This window comes from Bacillus cytotoxicus NVH 391-98 (assembly GCF_000017425.1).
In the GTDB taxonomy this organism is placed as follows: Bacteria; Bacillota; Bacilli; order Bacillales; family Bacillaceae_G; genus Bacillus_A; species Bacillus_A cytotoxicus.
Genome location: NC_009674.1, coordinates 1,936,772 through 1,958,200 on the forward strand (window position 1 = coordinate 1,936,772; position 21,429 = coordinate 1,958,200).

The following is a 21,429-nucleotide window of genomic DNA, read 5'->3' on the forward strand; positions in this document are numbered from 1 at the left end:
ATACGAGATATGGGAACAAAGGATACAATAGCGGTGATTAGTGCAAATGGAAAAGCTGGAAAATTTCTTGTAGACCAAGCGTTACAGGAAGGATATCAAATACGAATTTTAACGCGACATCCAGAGAAAATGTGGAAATTATAAAGGGAGATGCGCGTAATTGCTATGCCATACAAGAACTGCTTCAAGGTTGTCAAGCTGTTATTAATGCTGTAGGTCAACTTAAAAAAAGAGTCTTACATATTCAGTGCCTTGACAAGTCATATTTTAAAAGTAATGAATATAAAATAAAACGGTATATTTTAATTTCTGGAGGATCATTAGATATAAAAGGAGATCAAAAAAGTATCCTAAACAAAATAGGAGCCGTATTATTTCAGTTGTTTTTTCAAAAGATGATGAGTAATAAATATAAAGAATTACGCCTTCTACAACATAGCGCTATAGATTGGACAGTTGTTAGATTACCTTTTGTTGTAGAAGGAACAGGTATTGAGCAATCAAAGAGAATGTAGTAGATGTACCAGGAATTAAAATTCAAAATGGAGATATCGCCCCTTTTGTTATCAAGCAAATTAAAGATCGTATATATGTACAAAAGTGTCCGTTCATTTCAAATTAAGAAAAATATAAGATATATGTTTTATTATAAAAGCATAAAGGTATAATCCTTTATGTTTTTATTTGTTAATGATGGAATTTGAGAAATATGTTTTAGCTCCTTATACAACCAGTTGAATTAATAGCCGAAAATAAATTATTTATTATATAATTATTATCATATAAAAGATGATTTTAAACAAAATAAAAGGATGGATTTTTATTCTTATATCTTCTTTGTTGACTCTCACACTATGTCATTGTTTAAGCTAGAGTTGAGCTTCGAAATAAATGGAAATTACAGGAGGAACAAATGTTTAAAATAGGGGATTTTTCAAAACTTTCTTCAATTAGTATTCGAATGTTGAGACATTACGATAACATGGAGTTATTGCAGCCTGAAAAAATAGATGCGCAAACTGGTTATCGTTATTATTCAGCAGCACAATTACAGAAAGTAAATCAAATTCAAAATTTGAAGGATATGGGATTTCGTCTCACTACTATTAAAGAAATATTAGAAAATAATAATATAGAAATTATGACAGAACATTTTGTTCATCGTACGTCTCAAATAAGAGAAGAAATGAAAGCCCTTCAAAAACAATTGCGACTTCTCGAAGACTCAATGAAAATAATGAGAGAGGATGTTATTGAAATGAACTATCATGTTTCTTTGAAAGAGATACCTAGAAGGAAAGTAGCAAGTGTTCGAAAAGTGATTCCATCTTATCATTGTGAAGGAGAGTTATGGAATATACTGATGCAAGAAATAAAACGACAAAATATAAATATAGCGAATCCAAGGCATAGCTTAGCTATATTTCATGATAATGAATATAAAGAAAAAGATGTAGATGTAGAAATACAGATAAATGTGACAGGGGAATATGAAAATACGAAAGAAGTCATATTTAAAAAAGTCGATTCATCTTTTGTTGCCTCTATTACAGTTAGCGGAAGTTATGAACAAATGACAGCAGTTAACGAAGCTGCGGCAAAATGGATTGAATCTGAAAAATATAAAATTACAGGGCCGATGTTTAATATTTATCACGTGAGTCCAGCGATGGAATCTGATCCTACGAAGTGGATTACAGAAATTTGTTATCCAGTGAAAAAATGAAGAATCGTTACAATTGTTTCATTATTCATGGGTTTGTGATACCCCTTATAAGTTAACATAATGTCATTATGTTAACTTATGAGGGAAGGAGTAAATCATAATTTGTATTAACAGTTAACAAGAACGCTGCGAATAGGAAATCGAACTTATATAGAGAGTATAAATAACCATCAATAATGACAGTTTTTCTTTAGAAAAGGGAAAAGTGTACTTTAAAAAGACACTTTTCCCTTTAAGTATTTTTGCACAGGTTGCACTTATGATTATGTTTGGATTCGTACACAAATTTTCTAGTAATTTTTCTTCTGCATTGTTTGTTCAATTTGTTTTCGGAACTTTTTTAACGACTCTTGCGGTTACAGCGCTTCCGCAGTGGCTTTCTTTTACTATTAAAAATCAAATTTTCGCACTATGTTTAGGCATGCTAGGTGGATTTATTGGAATGACTGCCGGGTTGCTTATTTATACAAGGACTCTTTAAGTGCTTACATAGTCCAGTCGATCAATCTTTGGAATGTCATCGTTACAGTAGCTTTAGCTATCTTATTCTATATTATCGAAACCGCTTTATCAAAAGATCGCTCTACATATCATTTTATTGTACAAGATAATGGACAAGGAATTCCAAATGAAACAATAGCTGAAATTACCGAATTACCTTATTCTTCAAAAAGAAAACAAACGATTCAAGAAGGGCACGGCCTAGGCATTCCAATGGTAGCAAGAATTATGCAGGCGCACCAAGGACAGCTTATTCTAACAAACAACGAAAATCAAAAAGGTTTACAAGTTGTTATGGAATTACCTTTACACTCACTTGTCTAAGCAAAACAAGAGATTAGAAGGCTTCAAAGCATTTTTTCAAGAAAACTTTGTGGTCTTTTCATACTTCAATTTATAATAATATACTTCACAAGAAAATGCCCTCCTAATGAAAAAGTATTGCAATTATAACTTTAAAAATACAGATTTAGGAAATGTTGTTTCTTTTGAGAAACCAAGAGAAGTTAGCAATTCAAACTAAAACTTTAACAAAGTTTTTTGAAAATTAATCTTGTTAATACCAATTAGTTTTCAAGTTTTTCTAACTGTATTGTCTCAATTAAAAGATGGCATTGCTAGCATATAGCGATTTGTAAACGAATTCAGAAGGGAAGGGTATATGTCGACTATTTATCATGGGATTACTTTAAAAACTATTTTAAGTAATAAGTTTTTATTTTGCTTAATATGGATTTGAGTCAATAGCAACAATTGTTAAAGAGTATAATCAATTAAAGAAGGAATTAAAAAGCAAGAACAAGGAGATTAAAACACATTTTTTTGAATATAAGGATGATGATTTTGTTCAACTTAAATTGTTATAAAAGGTATATTTGTAATCGAACGACAACTTATATTTTAATTTTGCAGAATAATATATATGAGAGTAAATAAAAGAGGAAAATTATTGTTTGTATTTATAATGAATGTCAAATTACAGGAGAGGTTTCTAAAAAAGAATGTTACTCTAGCAGATGGTATGATTACTCTAAGCGACAAGGGAGCTAACTATTTAGTAGATGAGTTAAAAAAATATTTAGTCAAGTGGGTTCCTGCTAGTTTTTCATAAAGTGACACTTTAATCAGTGGGGGATTTTCTTCATCCCCCACTGATTATTAATTGAACCAATCGGGTTGCTCGTTAATGCGGGATAAAGTGTAATAAACCTCTTGCAAGTGTATGTTGTTCTATTAAGATTTATTGTTAGGGAAAATTTTTATATACTTATCTTTTCCCTAACAATAAGATTATATGTAATAATTATATTGTGGACATTCTGGAACTTAAATATACCAGTTAATAATTAGTCCTGCATGAACTAAGCCACCACCAAATCCGTATAAAACTAATTTTTGATTATTAATTAGCTTCTCTTCTTTTATAGCTAAATCTAATGCTAATGGTATTGAAGCGGCTGAAGTGTTACCAAAATACTCTGCGCTAGTTAATGTTTTTTCTAGTGGATATTCCATTTTATCACACATAGATTCTATCATTCGAAGGTTAGCGCTATGTGGGACAAACCAATTAATTTCATGTAAATCCATTCCTACTTTATTAATTAATGTCTTTACACCAATTGGTACATTTTTAACAGCCCACTTATAAATTTCTCTTCCGTTTTGTACAAGATATGGAGTGTCAGTTAAGTCAATGTCACTCATCTTTTTAGATAAACCAACTTTATACAAGTGAATGCCTCCATCGCCATAAGACCCCATATGAGAAGACAAAAAACTAGGGTTATTTTCATCATATTCAACTAAAGCGACGCCTGCCCCATCCCCAAATAGGATACAGTTAGATCTATCTGTATAATCAGTTATTTTAGATAACGTTTCTGCTCCTATAACTAATATTTTTTTGTTCATTTTAGATGTAATTAGACTATTGGCTAGCTGTAAACCGTAAACAAAACCAGCACAGGCTGCATTTAAATCTAGAGCTCCACAATTAGGGATACGTAATTGTGCTTGTATTTGGCTAGCTACGCTGGGGAAAGCATAGTCAGGAGTAGATGTAGCCACTAGAATCAAATCAACATCTTCAATTGATTTGTTGTATCTATTCATTAAATTTTCTACTGCTTTTATCCCTAGGTTAGTAGTAAATTGGGTAGGGGATGCGATTCTTCTTTCTTTGATACCTGTACGTCGAACAATCCATTCGTTATTAGTATCAACCATTTTTTCTAAATCATCATTGTTTAAGATCTTTTCAGGTACATAAGATCCTAATGCAGTAATACGAGCTTTTGACAAAATGTCTTCTAGCATGTGCATATTTATCACACTCTTTCTGTTTGGAATTTCTTAATAAATAAGTGAAATTGGATTAAAAATGAATAATTCCAAAAATTAATACCAGGTACTATTAATAGATATAATAACAATTGTGTAAAAAATGTCAATACATTAATGAAATATAGTGCGAAAATTGATACAAAATAAATTTTCTTTATATTATAAATATTGACAAAAGTATGAATTGTTTATATAATCCGTTTTGTTATTGAAAATATGAAAAAATAATCTAATAGTTAGGTTGGATTTTTTCAATTACGAAATATTACAATAAATATTAGGAGCTGATAATATGAGTTTGGACGTTATTGAGGTATTGAGAAATATTATTGAAACAGAGAGTAAAAAAGAAATTTCTAGTTTAAAAGAAGATATGACTTTTACTAATTTAGGGATTGAATCTATGGATAAAATTCGTATTGTGATACAAGTTGAGAGGAAGTTCGGAGTTGAATTTTCTGAAACAGATGCAGCTAATATTGAAACTATTGGCGATTTAGTTCATTTTATTAAAACTAATGGTTCTGAGGTGAAATAATGGATATAAAACAAAGAGAAGTTGTCATCGTTGGTGCTGGAGTATCTGGAAGTTCCACAGCGATAAGATTATTAAAACAGGGTATTAGACCATTAATGATAGACAAGGCCATTTTTCCTAGGGAAGTAGTAGGAGAAGGTTTGTCTCCTGTTATTTGTGAATATTTAAAAGAGTTGGATGTTTTGGAAGAAATTAATCAAGGGGGATTTTTGAAAAAAAGTTCATTGCAATTAGTATCTCCTTCAGGGCATAAGTCTTATGCTGCTGTAGATTTTAATAAGGATATTTATAACGATAGAGTTCATTCGTCACCGTGGGGATTTAACGTCAGACGTAAAGATTTTGACATGGTTCTATTTAATAAAGCTAAAGAACTAGGAGCAGAAATCCTAGAGGGAACGTCGTTGAAGAAAATTTTGACTGATGAGAATGGAAATATTAATGGAGTGGTTATAACTAATATCGATGGAAATGATGTGGAGATTAAAACCAATTTGGTAATCGATTGTTCAGGAAGAACATCGCAATTAGCAAAACAGTTTAAATTGAGAGCCCCATTAGAAAATATTTTTGATGGACAATGGGCTAACTATGCTATTAGATGTTATTTTAAAAATGTAAATTTAGAACCATTAAAAAGAGACGTACAGGATTATGATCTTGCCACAGTAAACATATTACCAGATGCGGATTGTTGGTATTGGGTTATTCCATTGGAAGAAAATTTATTTAGTATTGGATTTGTGGCTAGAAGTAAAACAAAAAATATATTAGACGGGTATAATGATAAACTTAAAGCTTATAGAGAGTTAATAGAAAAACATCCAGTATTAAATGAAGTTGTAAAGGACGCAGAAATGTTAAATGATGTTGCTGTTACATCTAGGCTTGGCCATATGAACACTAAGATGGCGGGTAATGGATTTATGTGTGTGGGAGACGCGGGTTTCTTTGCCGACCCGGCATGGGCAACTGGGGTTACAGTAGCCTTGTTAACTTCAAAAAAAGCAGCTGAGGTCTGTGAAAAAGCAATTCAATCAAAAGATTTTAGTTACAAAATATTAAACGAGTATGAAGTGTTCTATCGTAATTATCTTAACAATCCTTTTAATAGTATACGTGCATATAATACATATTATAATGACACGGAATATGTAGACTTTTTAGTAAAGCGTTTAGCTGAAAAGCCTGAGGAAATGGACTTAATCGTAGCGGTGTTATTTGACTATGTTAGTCATAATAAATTTACAACATGGACTTTTAATGTTTTTAAAGACTACGTAGCCACAACAAGTAAGTTTCCTGTGGTGAATAAGGTGGCACAAATCGATTTTAATTCACAAAAAATTCAATCTACTTTAGTGTGAGTAGTTTTAGAGGAGAAAATGAGATGAAAAAAAAAGCGATTGTAGTTGCTGGTGGAACATCTGGTATAGGGTTTGAATTAATGCAAAATTTATTGAAAAATGGATTTCATGTCATTAATCTCGATAAGAATAAATCCAGTATTGGTCAAGTAGAACGTTATGTAGAATTTATTGTTGATTTGAATGATCCAGAAAGAATAAAAGGTGTAGTACAAAAATTAGTTACTGAAGATTATGAAATAGAAGGATTAGCAATTATCGCAGGTATCGGCTATGTTACACCTTTTTTTGATTTAAGTCCAGTAGAATTTAAATCTCAAGTAAATGATAATTTACAAATTGTATTTAATGTTTGTTATTCAGTCATTCCATTTTTGATTTCAACAGCTTCCATAGTAACTGTCGGATCGACAAGCGTATATGGTTTTGCTGGATCCAGCGTCGCTTATGCAGCAGCGAAGGCTGGAGTAATTGGATTAACAAAAAGTTTGGCTCATGAATTGGGGGGGAGGGGAATAAGAGTGAATTGCGTCATTCCAGGGGCAGTTGACACTCCTCTTTTGAAAAAACTTTCAACTTCTACGGAAAGGAATACAATGGCTAGATTTTCAGCTTTAGGAAAAATAGCTAAACCTGATCAAGTAGCTAAAACTATTTATTTCCTACTGGGAGGGGATTCAGCACATATCACGGGGCAAACTCTAGTAGTAGATGGTGGATTATCTCTAGCTTATCGTCCAGCATATATGTAATATTCAAAAAATCAGTTACCCGTTTCCAGGGTAATTGATTTAGTGGAATGGAGAGTATAAATGATAAATAAGCTACAGTATGAATGTGTAAATGAAAAACATACAGAACGGGTTGTTTTTTTAAATCCACTGGGGGCTACATCTCAGGTATGGGATTTATATAAGAAATCCCTGATGAACGATTTTGAAATAATATTAATAGATTATCCAGGATTTCAAAATACCGAATACCATTATGTATCAAGTATTCAGGAATTAACCCAATTGGTCACAAATACAATCAATGAACTTGATGAAAAACCCTTACATTTAATTGGGTATTCTTTTGGGGGGTATGTGGCTCAAAATTTAGTTATGAATAGCAATTTAAATGTTAAAACTTTAACACTAATTGGCTCTTCAAAAAAAGTATTTAATCAAGGTGAATCTTTAACCAGTGAATGGATAAAAATATTAAATCATATGGGGCTAGAAACTTTTTTAAAACAGCTAGCATTGTGGAGTTTTCACACTAAGACTTTTGAAATAAATCCACATACCATGCGAATGTTTACTATTTCTAGTATAAGAGGATGCTCGGATAAAAGAGTTTATGAAAATCAACTAGAACTAATTACTAACTATAAGACTAATATGGAATTGGAAAAAATTCGTGTTCCTAGTCTTATAATTTGTGGAGAATATGATAATTTGTACCCGAAATTTTGTTCGGAAGAATTAAAAAATTCAATAAAAAATGCAAGATTAATAGAGGTGAAAGATGTAGGACATGCTGTTCCCTGGGAGGATCCTAAAAAAGTATTGGGAGAAATATATAATTTTTTGAGGGTGAATAATAAATGATTGATACAAAATTTAAAAGCATCATTGAAGTAATGGAATCATATATAGAGAGAAATTTAATTCAAACCGGACAGAGTTTTTTTAATAGTAAAGATAAAACATTTGATTATATTAGCTATACGGACTTATCCTCTCAAGCTTTCAGTATAGGTGCTAAGCTAATAGATAGGGGTGTTGAGCAAAGGAATTTATGTATGATTGTATGTTCAAGCCCCAAATACCAGGTTTTATACTTTTATGCTTGTTTATCTATTAATGCAATTCCTCTAATAATTCCAAGTCCTAAGGTATTAAGTGGAAATGATTCTTTACTTAAAAAAATTAGATATTGGGCCAATAATAAGTTTTCAAGCAGAACATTCATTTTAGTTGAAGAAGCTAATGTTTTTGAAATTATTGCTTCTCAGTACAGCCCATTAAAGGTTATTAAATGTGAAGAGATGGAGTATTCAAATTTAAGAAAAGAAAGACCTATTAATCATACACCATCCGCTAATGATATTGCTTACTTTCAAATGACTAGTGCATCTACTGGTGATGGAAAAGCTGTAGCAATATCTCACGGTAATATCATTGATAACATAAATGGTATACACAATGCAGTAAAGTGTAAACAATCTGAGAAGGTATGTAGTTGGTTACCACTTTATCATGATATGGGATTAGTGGGTGCTGAATTATTTAGTTTTTATCATGGTTTCGATTTATTTTTGATGTCACCTTATGAGTTTTTGCGTAAACCTATAAGATGGTTAGAAACAATAAGTAATAATAAATGTACATTATCTCCGTCACCTAATTTTGGTTTTGAATATGCTTCTAGATATATCAACTTAAATAGAGTAGAGGATTTAGATTTATCAAGTTGGAAAGCAGGGCTTAATGGAGCAGAACCCATTCGGTCTAAAACGTTATCTGAATTTTATGTGAAATTCAAAAGATATGGTTTTGAACCTAATGCTATTTTACCAGTATACGGATTAGCAGAAGCTACACTAGCGGTAACATTTTCAAAAGTTGGAGAAAAGCCTATGTATGTAATCGTAGAGAAAGGGTCTGTTAAATTAGGAACTAATATTGTTATTAAATCTTCAGGGGTATTTGATCCTCTAAATCCACCTAACATTAACCCGAAAAGTGAAATATTATCTTTCTCAGTGGGTACTGCAATACAAGGACTAAAAGTACAAATAATTGATGAATTACAAAACATTAATAATGAAGAATTAATGTGTGGTGAAATATCAATTCTTGGAAACTCAATAGCAATTGGGTACATTACAGCAGAAAAGAAAGATATAGAAAGCTTTGAGAAAAAAATTAATACTGGTGATTTAGGGTTTATTTATCAAGGTAATCTATATGTGTTAGAGCGAATAAAGAATTTAATTATTAGAAATGGTGAGAACTATTTATCGAGTGATCTAGAAAATTATTTATCTACGATTCTTGGATTACCGGAAGCTAATATAGCTGTTTTTGAAGAGGATTTATTTAATGCAGAGAGTAATATTATAGCTCTAATAGAAATAAAGCCTACACATGATATTGAATCAATTTGTGAAATTTTACAAAATAATGAAGTTATAGATTTACCAATTAATAGACTTATACTAAGTCATAAGACAAAAATACCTAAAACTACAAGTGGGAAAAAAAGACATTTTTTGTGCAGAGAATTGTTAAATAATGAAAAGATTGATGTAGTTCAAGAAATCATTTTATAGGATGGTGAAAAATGTTTAAAGAAATTGACATAAACCTAAAACAAAAGCCCTCTTCTTATTATCAAAGAGAGATTAGAAAAAAATTACCTAAAGAGATTTTTAAGAATAATCCTCAAAGATTACTATGGTTATTTTTTCATTTATTATTAATCATTCTTTGGAGTTCTATCATTATCTATACACAGAATATATTAATTCGGTTATTATGTTCAATATTAATTGGAAATAGTTTAGGTACATTAGGTTTTTTAGGGCACGAGATACTTCATGGAACTGTAATTAGGGGAAAGAAGGCTATGCTATTTTGGGGCGGAGTTTGTATGCTTCATTGGGGATTACCTCCACAAGTTTGGATTGCATGGCATAATAAACAGCACCATCATCACACTAATAAATGGTTCGATGATCCAGATTGTTTTGGACCGGTAGGGATGTATAAAAAAAGTCGTTGGGTTCAGTTTATGGAAAAGTTAACTCCAGGATCTGGTACGAAGCGAAGCTATGGGTTTTTATTCTACTGGTTTTCTTTGCACACAGTTTATAATATTATGAAAAATCCTAAGGCATTTAAACTGGAAAAAAACCGCAAATATGGATTGATGTATTTTATCGGTGTCTTTATTGTTTGGTTATGTGTATCAAGCTTATTAACCAATCAAGGGTGGATTTTTTTACTGTTAATTCCATTAACAATAAGTAATTTCGTTATGATGAGTTATGTAGCTACGAATCATTTTATAAGTCCTTCAACGGATAATGTAGTAGATCCTTTAATTAATACATTAACTGTACGTTCTAATAAATTTGTTGAAAAAATGCATTTACAAAATAATTTTCATATCGAGCATCATTTATTTCCTGATATAAATCCTTCACAAGCAGAAAAAATTAGGAATGTATTAAAAGAAAGGTGGCCCGAGAGATATCAGGAGATGCAACATATGGAGGCTTTGAGGTTAGTGTATAAAACTCCTAGATTCTATAGTAAATATACAGAATTGGAGAATCCAAGAACAGGTAAAAAATCAGAGACACTACTTTCTCATTATTTGGATATATAAATTACTAATAAATAAATCTAAGGAGAATGTAACGTATGGGAAACATGGATTTTCTTCTTCGGGGAACAGTAGCTTTACTTTTAATCTTATTCACTTCAAGGGTTTGTGGAGCTTTAGCATTAAAAATAAAACAACCACGTGTAGTAGGAGAAATGGTGGCAGGAATTGTACTTGGCCCATCATTATTTGGACTATTATTTGGTGATTGGCAACAATCTATCTTTACTCCCCAGGTTAGCACATTATTATCTTTTCTGAGTAATTTAGGTCTAGCGTTTTATATGTTTACAGTTGGAATGGAGTTAGACTATAAATTATTTTCTAAAGATAATGTAAAAAAGGCTGGATTTTTAGCTATTTCAGGGATTGTTACTCCTTTAGTTTTAGCTGTACTTACAGCAATAATGCTATATGAATAGCTCAGTCTAAAAAGTGTTCCTATATTAACTTTTGCCTTATTTATGGGTGGAGCTCTTTCGTTAACGGCCTTTCCAATGTTAGCTAGGATACTTCAAGAAAGAAATTTGACAAATACTAGGATGGGCTCTCTTACGATTATTGCTGCAAGTATTGATGATGTGAGTGCGTGGATTCTTTTAGCATTGATTAATGCTCTAGCACTGTCTAACAGTTTTATTGGTGGAATTAAAACAGCTATATATGGTGCAGTTTTTACGCTTATTTGCTTATGGATAATTAGACCTTTTTTAAATAAGTATATTATGAGGTTAGAGAGGAGAGGTGAGATAGGGGAAGGGACACTGGCTTTAGTAATTATGTTAATACTGGGAGGAACATGGTATACGGACTATGTAGGAATATATTCAGTGTTTGGTGGCTTTATATTAGGTTTAGCAATGCCACGTACACCACTTTTTAAAAAATATATATCAAATAATTTAATAAATATTACAGTTGTATTCTTGGTACCTATCTTCTTTACTAATTCAGGATTGAAAACTAATTTTAGTAATCTTATGAACATTGACTCTTTCATACCATGTCTTATTATTTTATTAGCTTCATTTGCTGGTAAATATGGAGGAGCTACTTTAGCCATGAAAAAAATAGGATTTAGTTGGAGAGAAGCTTCGGCTATTGGTGGACTTATGAATGCCAGAGGGCTAATGCTTTTAATATTTATTAATCTAGGAATTAGTTACAATTTAATTTCTCAAGAGTTATTTTCCATATTAGTTTTAATGGCAATCATTTCAACAGCTGCTGCGATGCCAATCTATAATGCTTCGTTACCTAATTCTTATGAAGAAAAAATTAAGAAAGAGGTACAAATAACATCAAAACCAGTTCTAAGTAAATAAATTGAGGTGTTTACATGGAAAACTTTAAAATGAAAAATAAGGGACTGGGTCTCGTGAAGCCTGTAAAAGAATTAATTTTAGAACAAGCTAAGTTAGACCCTTTTACATGGTTTAAAGAAATGAGAAACAATACTCCAATAAGATATGATGAAGAAAGAGGTTGCTGGGATGTTTTTAACTATAATGATGTTCTTAATATATTAAAAGATTATAATAATTTTTCGTCAGATCGGCCAGAGCCGGTTCTAGTAAGCAGTATTATTCGTATGGATCCCCCTAGGCATACACAAATGAGAGGGATTATTTCAAATGCTTTTACGCCAAGGCTAATTAAAGACCTTGAACCTAGGATACAGGATATAGCTAAAATATTAATTAATGAAACACTACCTAATGAAGAAATGGAAGTTATTCAGGATTTTTCTTATGCTTTAGCTATTATTGTTATTGCAGATTTATTGGGTGTACCATCAGAAGATCATTATCTTTTTAAAAAATGGTCGGATATTATTGCCAAGGGGGCCAACGATGATAGTCCTAACGCTTTAAGAGAAGTTATACGTGAAAAAAACGAGGTAAGAGAAGAATTAAATGTATATTTTTCAAAGATTGTAAGTCGTAGAAAAGAAAATCCGAAAAATGATTTAATAACAAAATTAGTAGAAGCAAGAATTGAGGGTGAGGGATTAACCCAAATAGAAATATTAGAATTTTGCCATTTACTATTAGTTGCTGGAAATGAAACCACTACTAATTTAATTGCAAATTTGATTAGAAGAATAGCAGAAGATGATAATTTAGAGAATCAATTAAGGTTAAATCCACATCTTATTAAAAACGCCATAGAAGAAACATTAAGGTTTTATCCCCCAGTATTAAATACTAGTAGATTCGCTGCTAATGATTTTAATCTGCGTGGTCATCAAATAAAAAAAGGGGATCAGGTTATATTGTGGATTGCATCAGCGAATCGTGATGAGAAGCAATTTAAAAACCCAGATACCTTTGATATCAACCGAGTATCAATTAAGCATCTTACTTTTGGTCAAAGTATTCACTTCTGTTTAGGAGCGCCTTTAGCAAGACTGGAGGCAGAGATAGCGATTCAAACGTTATTAAAAATGGTAAGAGATATTAAGTTTAGTAATAGTAAACTTAATCCAATTCAGAGTTGTTTAGTGTATGGATGTACAGCGTTGCGAATTAAATTTAAGGTATCCGAATGAAAGAGTTGAATTTTTTTAAATGTAAACAAGTTATCGAAAATAATAACATTCATATTTGGTTAATAAATTTGGAAATATACAAAAAGGAAATAAATAATTTGAAGGCAATTTTAAATTCAGATGAATTATCTAAATCAGAGGCTTTTTATTATCGAAGCGACCAAGAAAGATTTATTGTGGGTAGAGCTATACTACGTATAGTATTAAGTTACTATTTAGATATCCTTCCGAAAGATATAGTTTTTTATTATAATCATTATGGAAAACCATACATACTAACTAATACTATAGATTCTTTGGAATTTAATATTACTCACTCAAATGAAATGCTTGCTATTGCGATCGCTAATAGAAGTGTTGGGATTGATATTGAATATATGTATTGTGGTAGAAATTTAGAAGAGTATATGGAGAGTTTATTCACTACTTATTTACAGAAGGATTTAAGAATGAACACGAGTGAAGAAAAACAAAAAATACTTTTGAGACTTTGGACAGTATTAGAATCTTACGTAAAAGCAACGGGTAAAGGAATAAGATATCCCTTAAGTACTGATATAAGAAATATAGTAAATCAGCATACGAAAAATCTTATTAATTCTAATTTTGAGATAAGTATAGATACTTGTTTTTTATTTAAAAAGATTGAAATCAAGGATTATATCTGTACTTGTTGTATTTTAGAACCTCTTGATAAATTTATCATTTTTAGAGATGAATTTATATTAGAGTTACCATACTATTTCGAGAAAATTGTACGCTAAGGAATTTATAAGGGTTATAGAGATTTGATGAGCGTTTTGCAACAATTTATAAACGTGATAAATTTAGATTATATAGGGAAGCAAGTTATTCCTTCTAATTTTATTGCTAAATCTCTTAGAGTTAGTACAGTCATATGGACACAACTGAGTTCAGTCCTTACAATGGGTTTCAAGGAGGAAGTGTCCGTATGACAAACAAGAAATTTAATAAAGAGTTTAAAAAATGATTGTTGATATATCATTCGGGACAACCTGTCAAACAATTAAGCAGCGAGTATGGCGTATCAGAGGTAACCGTTTATAAATGGATTAAAGTATATTCTCCTATCACATCAGTTGATGAAGACGAAATAACACTAAAAGATCTAAAAAGAATGAAAAAAGAAAACATTCGTTCCATTATCTTAAAAAATACAAACCACATTTATCAAGATCAACTGTAGAAGAACGGACAAATCTATTAAAACAGGACTTCTCTACAACAACAATTAATGAAAAGTGGGTGGCGGATATCACCTATATTCATACGCAAAAAGAAGGCTGGTGTTGCCTTACATCTGTGATGGATTTGTATTCTAAAAAATTGTTGAATATTCATTTTCACGAAATATGACAACAAATCTTATGGTAAAAGCGTTAGAAAACGCTTACTATACATGGAAACCACCAAAAGGTCTCATTCTACATACTGACTTAGGAACGCAATATACAAGTCAGGAATTTCAAACCTTACTCGCGAGTTATAAAATCAGACCTTATATCGAGGGATGGTATAACCGCAAGAGAATTCATAGTAGCCATTGGCTATAAAACTCCCCAAGCAATAGAAAATCTAGCTAAAAAAGTAGCTTAGATTTAACTTTGTTGTGTCCAAAATATTGACTCAAATCCACCTTTATTTTTGTAGTTATTTTTTTACTATAAACCTACTTGTACCACATACCCTTCAAGATAAACTAATATGACTCAGGCTTCACCTAGGATTTTCCCCTACAAGTATAAAAAAATTTTTTTACCATCTGCACAAGAATTAAATCTTATACGTATATTTAAATTAGAACGATTGTACTAATGATAAGGAGGGGATTTATTTGAATAAAAGGCGTTATGATAGCGAAGTTACAAAAAAGGATATTATGGAGCATGCCTCTCTTTTGTTTTCTCAAAAAGGATATAATCAAACATCAGTCGGGGATATTGCAAAAGCCTCTGGTTACAGCAAAGGACATATATATTATCATTTTAAAAACAAAGAACAATTATTTGTTCTCTTAGCACAAGAAACTATGCAAAATTGGTATGAAAAATGGGCAGCAAAAGAGTCTACTTACTCAACAGCAACTGAAAAACTATACGGTATGGCAATTCATGTCCTTTATAATTACCAAACGCCTTTATTAAAATCAGGCCAAGAGTTTTCTTCAAACCCAAAATCTAGTTCTGAATCGGTCAAGAAATTATTCGATTTAGCAATTGTACCAATGAGTACTTATCGAGCAATTTTACAAGAGGGAATCGAAAAAAATGAGTTTGAAGATGGAAATCTAGATGAATGGACTATATTGCTAGGAACATGGCTTGGGGGGTTATGCCAGCTTACGAATACAGAAGAGTTGAAAGCGCTAGAACCTCTGTTTAGCCAAGCGATTACAATCTTTTTAAAATCTATAAAGAAAGGGGGAAATGAAAATGAAGATTGGGTTAATCGGTGACAGTTTAACTGAAGGTCGTCCAGGAGTGTCTTTTGTTAATATAGTAAAGCGAAAATATCCAAATATCAAATTTTTAAACTTTGGTAAACCAGGGGAAACAGTTAAAAGTTTGCATACACGATTATCGAAGACAAAATTAGAATCAAATTTTGTCTTAATTTTCCTTTGGATTGGTACTAATGATGTTTATTCAAAATTATTGAAGGTGCAAGCCTAACCAATTGTAGAAGATCACCGAGAATTTAATGATTATTTCAGCAAAATGCTAAATATGGTCATTCCTTTTTCTAAGTATGTTGTTGTGGTCTCACCGGCAATAGTAGGAGAAAATTTAAACAATCAACCAAATTGCGAGTTAAGGGATTTGTCTTCTGTTATTGAAAATATCTCGAAACAATATTCAAATGTTAGTTTTCTGGATATTCAGTCAGTCTTTGAGGAACGACTGGCTAATGTGCACAGTTCAGACTACATTAGCACAAGTGTTATGACAGTGATGAAGGATGTACTTTTTTATAGAAATCCAGTTCGAATCGATCGATTATCCCGTAAACGAGGACTTCATTTGACTTTAGATGGTATTCATTTAAATAGTGAGGGTGCTTTATGTGTGGCAGAGAAATATGCATTGATGATAGATCAACTTTTATTCGCTAAAAGTAGTACCATTCAGTCACAAAAATAAATGAATTTATGGGGGATTGAAATGGAAGAAAATAAAAAGGGTGCTATTGTAACAGGTGGCGCATCAGGAATTGGCAGAGCTATTTGTAATGAATTATCTTCTCAAAATGTATTTATAGTTATCACTGATATTAATAAGAGGGAAGGAAAAGCGTTTGAAGAAAAGCTTAACCAAGATGTTTTAACTTCTAGATTTATGTATTTAGATGTTACTGATTACAATTGTGTGGAACGTGTAATAAAAGAAATATATGAAGAATTTGGCAGGTTAGACTATCTATTTAATAATGCTGGAATCTCTATGTATGGTGAATTGTATGATATGTCGATAGAAAACTGGAAAGAAATCATTGATATCAATTTATGGGGAGTTATTTATGGTACTCAAATAGGATATAAGATTATGAAGGAGCAAGGATTTGGACATATAATTAACACCGCATCTGCCGCAGGGCTTGGTCCATCTCCTATAGCTTCAGCTTACTCTACAACTAAACATGCTATTGTAGGTTTAACAACCTCTCTTCATTATGAAGCGGAAGAGTTTGGTATTAAAGTAAGCATACTTTGCCCATAAAAACTTGCAAAAATCGCCATCAATGGAGTCCATAAAAATAAACTTATAATCTGCCCTATGCCACTACGCAAAACAATGGATGTCATATTTACAATCTTCCCTTCAATGCATCATGCATTAGGAAGGTTTATTTGCAAAGTAGTTAGAGAAACGAAAGAATCATCTGACTCATATTGATAATTACTTCCTATAAAGTATATCATTCCATTCGGCAATCTTCTATGCTTCGATTATCGGAACGCTCCTGAGTCACTGACAATCGTATTTTGGAATCATGAAGAAGATGATGTAGAAAAGAAGCAGTATATCCAGTTTGTTCAACTTTTCAACAATTGCTTGATAGTTTACGTGCTTGTTTTAGATTTATCTATTAATTAATAAAACCTATACTTAAATATTACAATCATAAAAATAGTGTTACATTTTTAAATAAAAAGGTGTAATTAATAATATTAAAAGACAAAATGTTGAAAGTTTAATTAAAAATCACTTTGAGCTGATTACCAAATATTATAATGATAGGGAAAAAGAACTAATTCATAGTTTACAATTTGAAAAACTATGAATTAGTTTGAATTAATTTATTAGGGGGAAGGCATGTATGAAATCAACTGGAATTATCCGAAAAGTGGATGAACTTGGAAGAATTGTTATCCCAAAAGAATTAAGAGACATGTTAGATATTGGCATTAAATCACCTTTGGAAATATTTGTAGAAAATGAAAGAATCGTTTTAAAGAAATATGTACCTTACAACACTTGTCAAATAACAGGGGAAGTATCGAATGATAATATTTCACTTGCAAATGGTAAAATTATTTTAAGTCCTGAAGGGGCAAAATATTTAATTCAAGAGTTAGAGAACTATTTAGTAAAATAATACTTTGATTTCCATTGCTTCATAAATAAGTATTGTATTTTTAGAAATAAAGTGAGATTATTTTATTATCTCTACATAATAATTAGTATTAAAGGCACCAAAAGTATAGATAGATTTCATGATTATCATTTTACATTTTAGTATGCTGTAACTAAATTAGTTTACTGTTTTATGCGCTAATAAAACATGGTTTCACAATTTTAGGAGGTTTTTTTCGAATGAAGTTACGTAAGGTGCAAAGTCTGCTACCAATATCTGCAGCAATGATTACACTAATCTCAAGTCCAGTAGAAGCAGATGCTTCAACCTATACTGTCAAAAAAAATGATACTCTAAGTGATATAAGTAACCAATATGGAGTATCCGTTCAATCTCTGAAACAAGCTAACAATAAAACAACTTCTCAAATTTATGCTGGGGAACGTTTAACGATTCCAAATGTATCGAAGCCAAAACAACATACACCACAATATCATGCAGCTGAGTCTCATTCAACATACCAAGTCATTTATCAAGTAAAAAGAGGCGATACATTGGCATCTATCGCGCAACAATACAATGTTTCCATCCAACTTCTTAAACAAAATAATCATATAAACAGTGATAAAATTTATATAGGTCAGCACTTAAAAATTGATACAGGTCTTTCGCTACAAGAAGTCGATTTAATGGCCCGCTTAGTAAATGCTGAAGCTGGGGGAGAGCCGCATAAAGGGAAAGTTGCGGTAGCCAAAGTTGTTTTAAATCGTGTTCATGCAAAGGATTTTCCAAACACAATTACAGGTGTCATTTATCAACCTATTAAAAATGGTTATGCTTTTACACCAGTTACGGACGGAAGAATTAACCAACCCGCTTCACATGAAGCAAAAATGGCAGTAGAAGAAGCACTTACTTCAAAAGGCGAAAATGCCGATTGGTTATATTTTTATAATCCACAAACAGCGACTGATAAATGGATAACAACACGTCAAATCGTTGCGCAAATTGGAAATCATGTGTTTGCTAAGTAAAAAATTCATACTGATTTTACCTATATAAAAGTGATGATACATAACAAAATGCCTACGAATGGTTCATTTCAATCGTAGGCGTTTTGTGTGCCTAGTTATATAAAAAGCAGAATCTTGTAAGTAGGATTCATTTTTTATGTTATAGTATAGATAATCGAATAATTCAGAAAAACAGAAAGATAAGGAGGACTATTTATGGCTGATACGCAAAACAACGGAAATAAAAAATTTTTTAAAAAGCGTTTTTATAATGTGTTAACCTCTATACCTCTTGTAGTGATTGCTTTAATAACAATATACTCATTAGATTTTGGATTTACTCACTTTCTATTATTAACAGGCATTACAACTATTATTTTAATGATTCAATGTATTTACTATTATTTAGCGTGGAAAAATTATACAAGTAATTCTTAAATATAAAATAGATCCCCCTTGTTATTTTTCCAAAAGACACTTAAAAGGAAGTGATATTGTAGCACTACAGATTGATAAGTAAAGGTAATACCTATAAATATATGGAAAAAGTAGAGGCTATAGCTTTTACTTTTATAGCCCTTCCAACAATTCAAGTTCTTTTTCTACAAATAACATCAATTTTTTTATTGTGTCCTCAGAAAAATCAAAGCGGATTCCAGCTGCTTCATACACTTCTTTCAAAGACTTTGAACTCCCCAAAGATAAAGCCTTTTTATAGTTTTGTAGGGCTTCTTTTGGATTTTCTTTATATTGTTTATACATGTTTAATGCACCAATTTGTGCAATCGCATATTCGACATAATAGAATGGCGCTTCAAAAATATGTAGTATAGGCAGCCATCCAGTGGAGATCCAATGTTCATATCCATTTATATTTACTACACTTGACTGATAAGTTTTATATAATTTCAAATACGTGTCATTTCTCTCTTGAATAGTGTGGTTGGGATTTTCATACATCCAGTGTTGAAATTGATCAACGATAACCATTGCGGGTAAATACTTAATAATATTTTCAAAGAAATCTATTTTTGCTTGCTTTAAATTATCTTTATTTGTATAAAATGTATCCCAATAGTCCAATGAAAATAATTCCATTGTCATACTAGCTAATTCAGCAGCTTCCATTGAAATCGTTTGATATTGATGTAACTCTAAATGTTTCATGCATTCATTATGAATACTATGACCCATTTCATGTAGAAAAGTAAGCGCATCATATTGCGTGTAATTCAAATTCATAAAAATAAAAGATAATTGAGAAACGGGTAAATACTCACAAAAGCCACCAGCAGCTTTTCCTTTTCGACTTTCTAAATCTAATAAATTATTTTTATGCATTCGCTTTAACAAATTCGAAAAGGAAGGGTCTAAATCATGCAAAATAGAAGAACTTTTTTCAATCAATTGCTCTTTATTTTTAATAGGTTTTAAAGGTTTTTTATTTGGTGCTACCGCTGCTATATCCCATGGGCGAAGAGCATTTACTTCAAGGGCCGCTTTTTGTTTATGAAGTATTTTATCTAGAAGCGGTACAACATATTTGCGGATAGATTCCGCAAGTTTATAGCAATCCTCTGGTGTATAATCAAAGCGTTCATATTTTTTAAACATATAATCACGATAATTATCTAATTGAACATTCTTTGCTTTTTGATGCCGAATTGTAATTAGTCCATTAAAAATAATTTGTAATTCCTTTTCGACAGATAAAAACTTTTCTGAAATAAGAATTTTTGCTCTTTTACGTATAGTTCGATTGGGGTCTTGTAAATAAGACTGCAATTCCGTAATTGTTTTTTCTTTCCCGTCCCATATCTCAGTTAGGCTTCCTGTAATTTCATAGTATTGCGTCACTAATTGATCTTCTTTTACTTCTAGCTCAATGTTTTTTTCGCTAAATAAGGATTGTGCATTTTGAATCTTTTTATCTAGTAGATCATAAGTATCAGGATTAAGTTGCATCCGAAAAGGTGATGCTAAATATTTCTGATCAAACAAGCTTTGATAACGTTTTAAAAGAGGGCGTACATGTTGCTGGTCATGTTCAAACACATTTTTAATTTCATGATTGTCAGTATTACACTGAAAATCGATATAATGAACTCTTAATTGTTCTTCAATTTCCCATATTAATTTTGACTGCTTTTTTAACCAATTCCTAAGATTTTTCTCTGAAGAAATGGGAGTATCTAATAAAGTAGACAGCTCCTGTTCTAATTTTTTTATATTACTTATGTCCATCGTATGAGATTGTGGCATTTATATCCCTCGCTTTTATTTATTCATAAAGATATTCTTCTTTTTTATTTTAATCCCTTTTTTATCCAAACTTTTTGAGTCAAATGCACCGAGAATGATTCTAATTGTGATAGTATGTTAGGAAGAAATTTCTCGCGACATAATTGTTA

At 31.2% G+C, this 21,429-nt stretch carries 21 protein-coding genes and 4 pseudogenes; 23 read left to right on the forward strand and 2 right to left on the reverse strand.

The genetic code is table 11. From position 1 onward, the window contains the following. Positions 1-9 precede the first annotated feature (9 nt). The 6 genes and pseudogenes from BCER98_RS22985 to BCER98_RS23695 all read left to right on the forward strand — a co-directional run bounded on the left by BCER98_RS22985 (position 10) and on the right by BCER98_RS23695 (position 3,338). The gene (locus tag BCER98_RS22985; protein WP_235436365.1) at positions 10-144 is read left to right on the forward strand and encodes an NmrA family NAD(P)-binding protein; all 135 of its coding nucleotides are present in this window, start codon (positions 10-12) and stop codon (positions 142-144) included. After that, on the forward strand, positions 132-515 hold the full coding sequence (locus tag BCER98_RS22990; RefSeq protein WP_235436366.1) for an NAD(P)H-binding protein: 384 nt from the start codon (positions 132-134) through the stop codon (positions 513-515). The genes BCER98_RS22985 and BCER98_RS22990 overlap by 13 nt, the downstream gene beginning before the upstream one ends. A gap of 398 nt (positions 516-913) precedes the next feature. Further along, the gene (locus BCER98_RS09415) at positions 914-1,726 is read left to right on the forward strand and encodes a MerR family transcriptional regulator (protein WP_012094306.1); all 813 of its coding nucleotides are present in this window, start codon (positions 914-916) and stop codon (positions 1,724-1,726) included. A gap of 411 nt (positions 1,727-2,137) precedes the next feature. Continuing rightward, positions 2,138-2,551: an ATP-binding protein gene (locus tag BCER98_RS09420; protein WP_041809732.1), complete on the forward strand. Its 414-nt coding sequence runs from the start codon at positions 2,138-2,140 to the stop codon at positions 2,549-2,551. A gap of 304 nt (positions 2,552-2,855) precedes the next feature. Next, positions 2,856-2,957 (forward strand): annotated as a pseudogene (locus BCER98_RS23690) (ABC transporter permease); the annotation flags it as partial. 291 nt (positions 2,958-3,248) lie between these two features. Further along, on the forward strand, positions 3,249-3,338 hold the full coding sequence (locus BCER98_RS23695) for a hypothetical protein (RefSeq protein ID WP_373367231.1): 90 nt from the start codon (positions 3,249-3,251) through the stop codon (positions 3,336-3,338). Between the two features lie 215 nt (positions 3,339-3,553). On the opposite strand, the gene BCER98_RS09425 is transcribed toward BCER98_RS23695, so the two are convergent. Then, positions 3,554-4,534: a ketoacyl-ACP synthase III gene (locus BCER98_RS09425; RefSeq protein WP_041810362.1), complete on the reverse strand. Its 981-nt coding sequence runs from the start codon at positions 4,532-4,534 to the stop codon at positions 3,554-3,556. A 331-nt stretch (positions 4,535-4,865) separates the two neighbouring features. Here BCER98_RS09425 and BCER98_RS09430 point away from each other — a divergent pair, with 331 nt between their 5' ends. From BCER98_RS09430 to BCER98_RS09505, 17 genes and pseudogenes are all read left to right on the forward strand, one after another. Then, the gene (locus tag BCER98_RS09430) at positions 4,866-5,111 is read left to right on the forward strand and encodes an acyl carrier protein (RefSeq protein WP_012094308.1); all 246 of its coding nucleotides are present in this window, start codon (positions 4,866-4,868) and stop codon (positions 5,109-5,111) included. Beyond that, the gene (locus BCER98_RS09435; protein WP_012094309.1) at positions 5,111-6,478 is read left to right on the forward strand and encodes an NAD(P)/FAD-dependent oxidoreductase; all 1,368 of its coding nucleotides are present in this window, start codon (positions 5,111-5,113) and stop codon (positions 6,476-6,478) included. The genes BCER98_RS09430 and BCER98_RS09435 overlap by 1 nt, the downstream gene beginning before the upstream one ends. 23 nt (positions 6,479-6,501) lie before the next feature. Beyond that, positions 6,502-7,230, forward strand: a complete 729-nt coding sequence (locus BCER98_RS09440) for an SDR family NAD(P)-dependent oxidoreductase (protein ID WP_012094310.1) — start codon at positions 6,502-6,504, stop codon at positions 7,228-7,230. 60 nt (positions 7,231-7,290) lie between these two features. Beyond that, positions 7,291-8,073 (forward strand): alpha/beta fold hydrolase, encoded by a 783-nt coding sequence (locus BCER98_RS09445; RefSeq protein WP_012094311.1) that lies wholly within the window; start codon positions 7,291-7,293, stop codon positions 8,071-8,073. Continuing rightward, entirely contained in the window at positions 8,070-9,800 is a 1,731-nt protein-coding gene (locus BCER98_RS09450) for an AMP-binding protein (protein ID WP_012094312.1), read from the forward strand. The genes BCER98_RS09445 and BCER98_RS09450 overlap by 4 nt, the downstream gene beginning before the upstream one ends. Before the next feature lie 11 nt (positions 9,801-9,811). Beyond that, the gene (locus tag BCER98_RS09455; RefSeq protein WP_012094313.1) at positions 9,812-10,861 is read left to right on the forward strand and encodes a fatty acid desaturase family protein; all 1,050 of its coding nucleotides are present in this window, start codon (positions 9,812-9,814) and stop codon (positions 10,859-10,861) included. A 44-nt stretch (positions 10,862-10,905) separates the two neighbouring features. Then, positions 10,906-12,183: pseudogene (locus BCER98_RS20435) on the forward strand (cation:proton antiporter). 14 nt (positions 12,184-12,197) lie between these two features. Next, on the forward strand, positions 12,198-13,409 hold the full coding sequence (locus BCER98_RS09465) for a cytochrome P450 (RefSeq protein ID WP_012094314.1): 1,212 nt from the start codon (positions 12,198-12,200) through the stop codon (positions 13,407-13,409). Continuing rightward, the gene (locus BCER98_RS09470) at positions 13,406-14,173 is read left to right on the forward strand and encodes a 4'-phosphopantetheinyl transferase family protein (RefSeq protein WP_012094315.1); all 768 of its coding nucleotides are present in this window, start codon (positions 13,406-13,408) and stop codon (positions 14,171-14,173) included. The genes BCER98_RS09465 and BCER98_RS09470 overlap by 4 nt, the downstream gene beginning before the upstream one ends. Positions 14,174-14,400: 227 nt before the next feature. Then, positions 14,401-15,026: pseudogene (locus tag BCER98_RS20945) on the forward strand (DDE-type integrase/transposase/recombinase). A 238-nt stretch (positions 15,027-15,264) separates the two neighbouring features. Beyond that, positions 15,265-15,885 carry a TetR family transcriptional regulator C-terminal domain-containing protein gene (locus BCER98_RS09480; RefSeq protein WP_012094317.1) on the forward strand — a complete coding sequence of 207 codons (621 nt, stop codon included), beginning with the start codon at positions 15,265-15,267 and terminating at the stop codon, positions 15,883-15,885. Then, complete coding sequence (locus BCER98_RS23000; RefSeq protein WP_237701325.1) at positions 15,863-16,102, forward strand: SGNH/GDSL hydrolase family protein; 240 nt, start codon at positions 15,863-15,865, stop codon at positions 16,100-16,102. The genes BCER98_RS09480 and BCER98_RS23000 overlap by 23 nt, the downstream gene beginning before the upstream one ends. A gap of 279 nt (positions 16,103-16,381) precedes the next feature. Next, the gene (locus BCER98_RS23005; protein ID WP_237701326.1) at positions 16,382-16,570 is read left to right on the forward strand and encodes a hypothetical protein; all 189 of its coding nucleotides are present in this window, start codon (positions 16,382-16,384) and stop codon (positions 16,568-16,570) included. A 21-nt stretch (positions 16,571-16,591) separates the two neighbouring features. Next, positions 16,592-17,323: pseudogene (locus tag BCER98_RS09490) on the forward strand (SDR family oxidoreductase). A gap of 424 nt (positions 17,324-17,747) precedes the next feature. Continuing rightward, the gene (locus BCER98_RS09495) at positions 17,748-18,026 is read left to right on the forward strand and encodes an AbrB/MazE/SpoVT family DNA-binding domain-containing protein (RefSeq protein ID WP_012094321.1); all 279 of its coding nucleotides are present in this window, start codon (positions 17,748-17,750) and stop codon (positions 18,024-18,026) included. A 218-nt stretch (positions 18,027-18,244) separates the two neighbouring features. After that, on the forward strand, positions 18,245-19,039 hold the full coding sequence (locus BCER98_RS09500) for a LysM peptidoglycan-binding domain-containing protein (RefSeq protein WP_012094322.1): 795 nt from the start codon (positions 18,245-18,247) through the stop codon (positions 19,037-19,039). 195 nt (positions 19,040-19,234) lie between these two features. Then, complete coding sequence (locus tag BCER98_RS09505) at positions 19,235-19,456, forward strand: hypothetical protein (protein WP_041809735.1); 222 nt, start codon at positions 19,235-19,237, stop codon at positions 19,454-19,456. Between the two features lie 132 nt (positions 19,457-19,588). On the opposite strand, the gene BCER98_RS09510 is transcribed toward BCER98_RS09505, so the two are convergent. Beyond that, a complete protein-coding gene (locus BCER98_RS09510) occupies positions 19,589-21,280 on the reverse strand; it encodes a M3 family oligoendopeptidase (protein ID WP_012094323.1) in 1,692 nt (563 codons plus the stop codon). Positions 21,281-21,429: the final 149 nt, after the last annotated feature.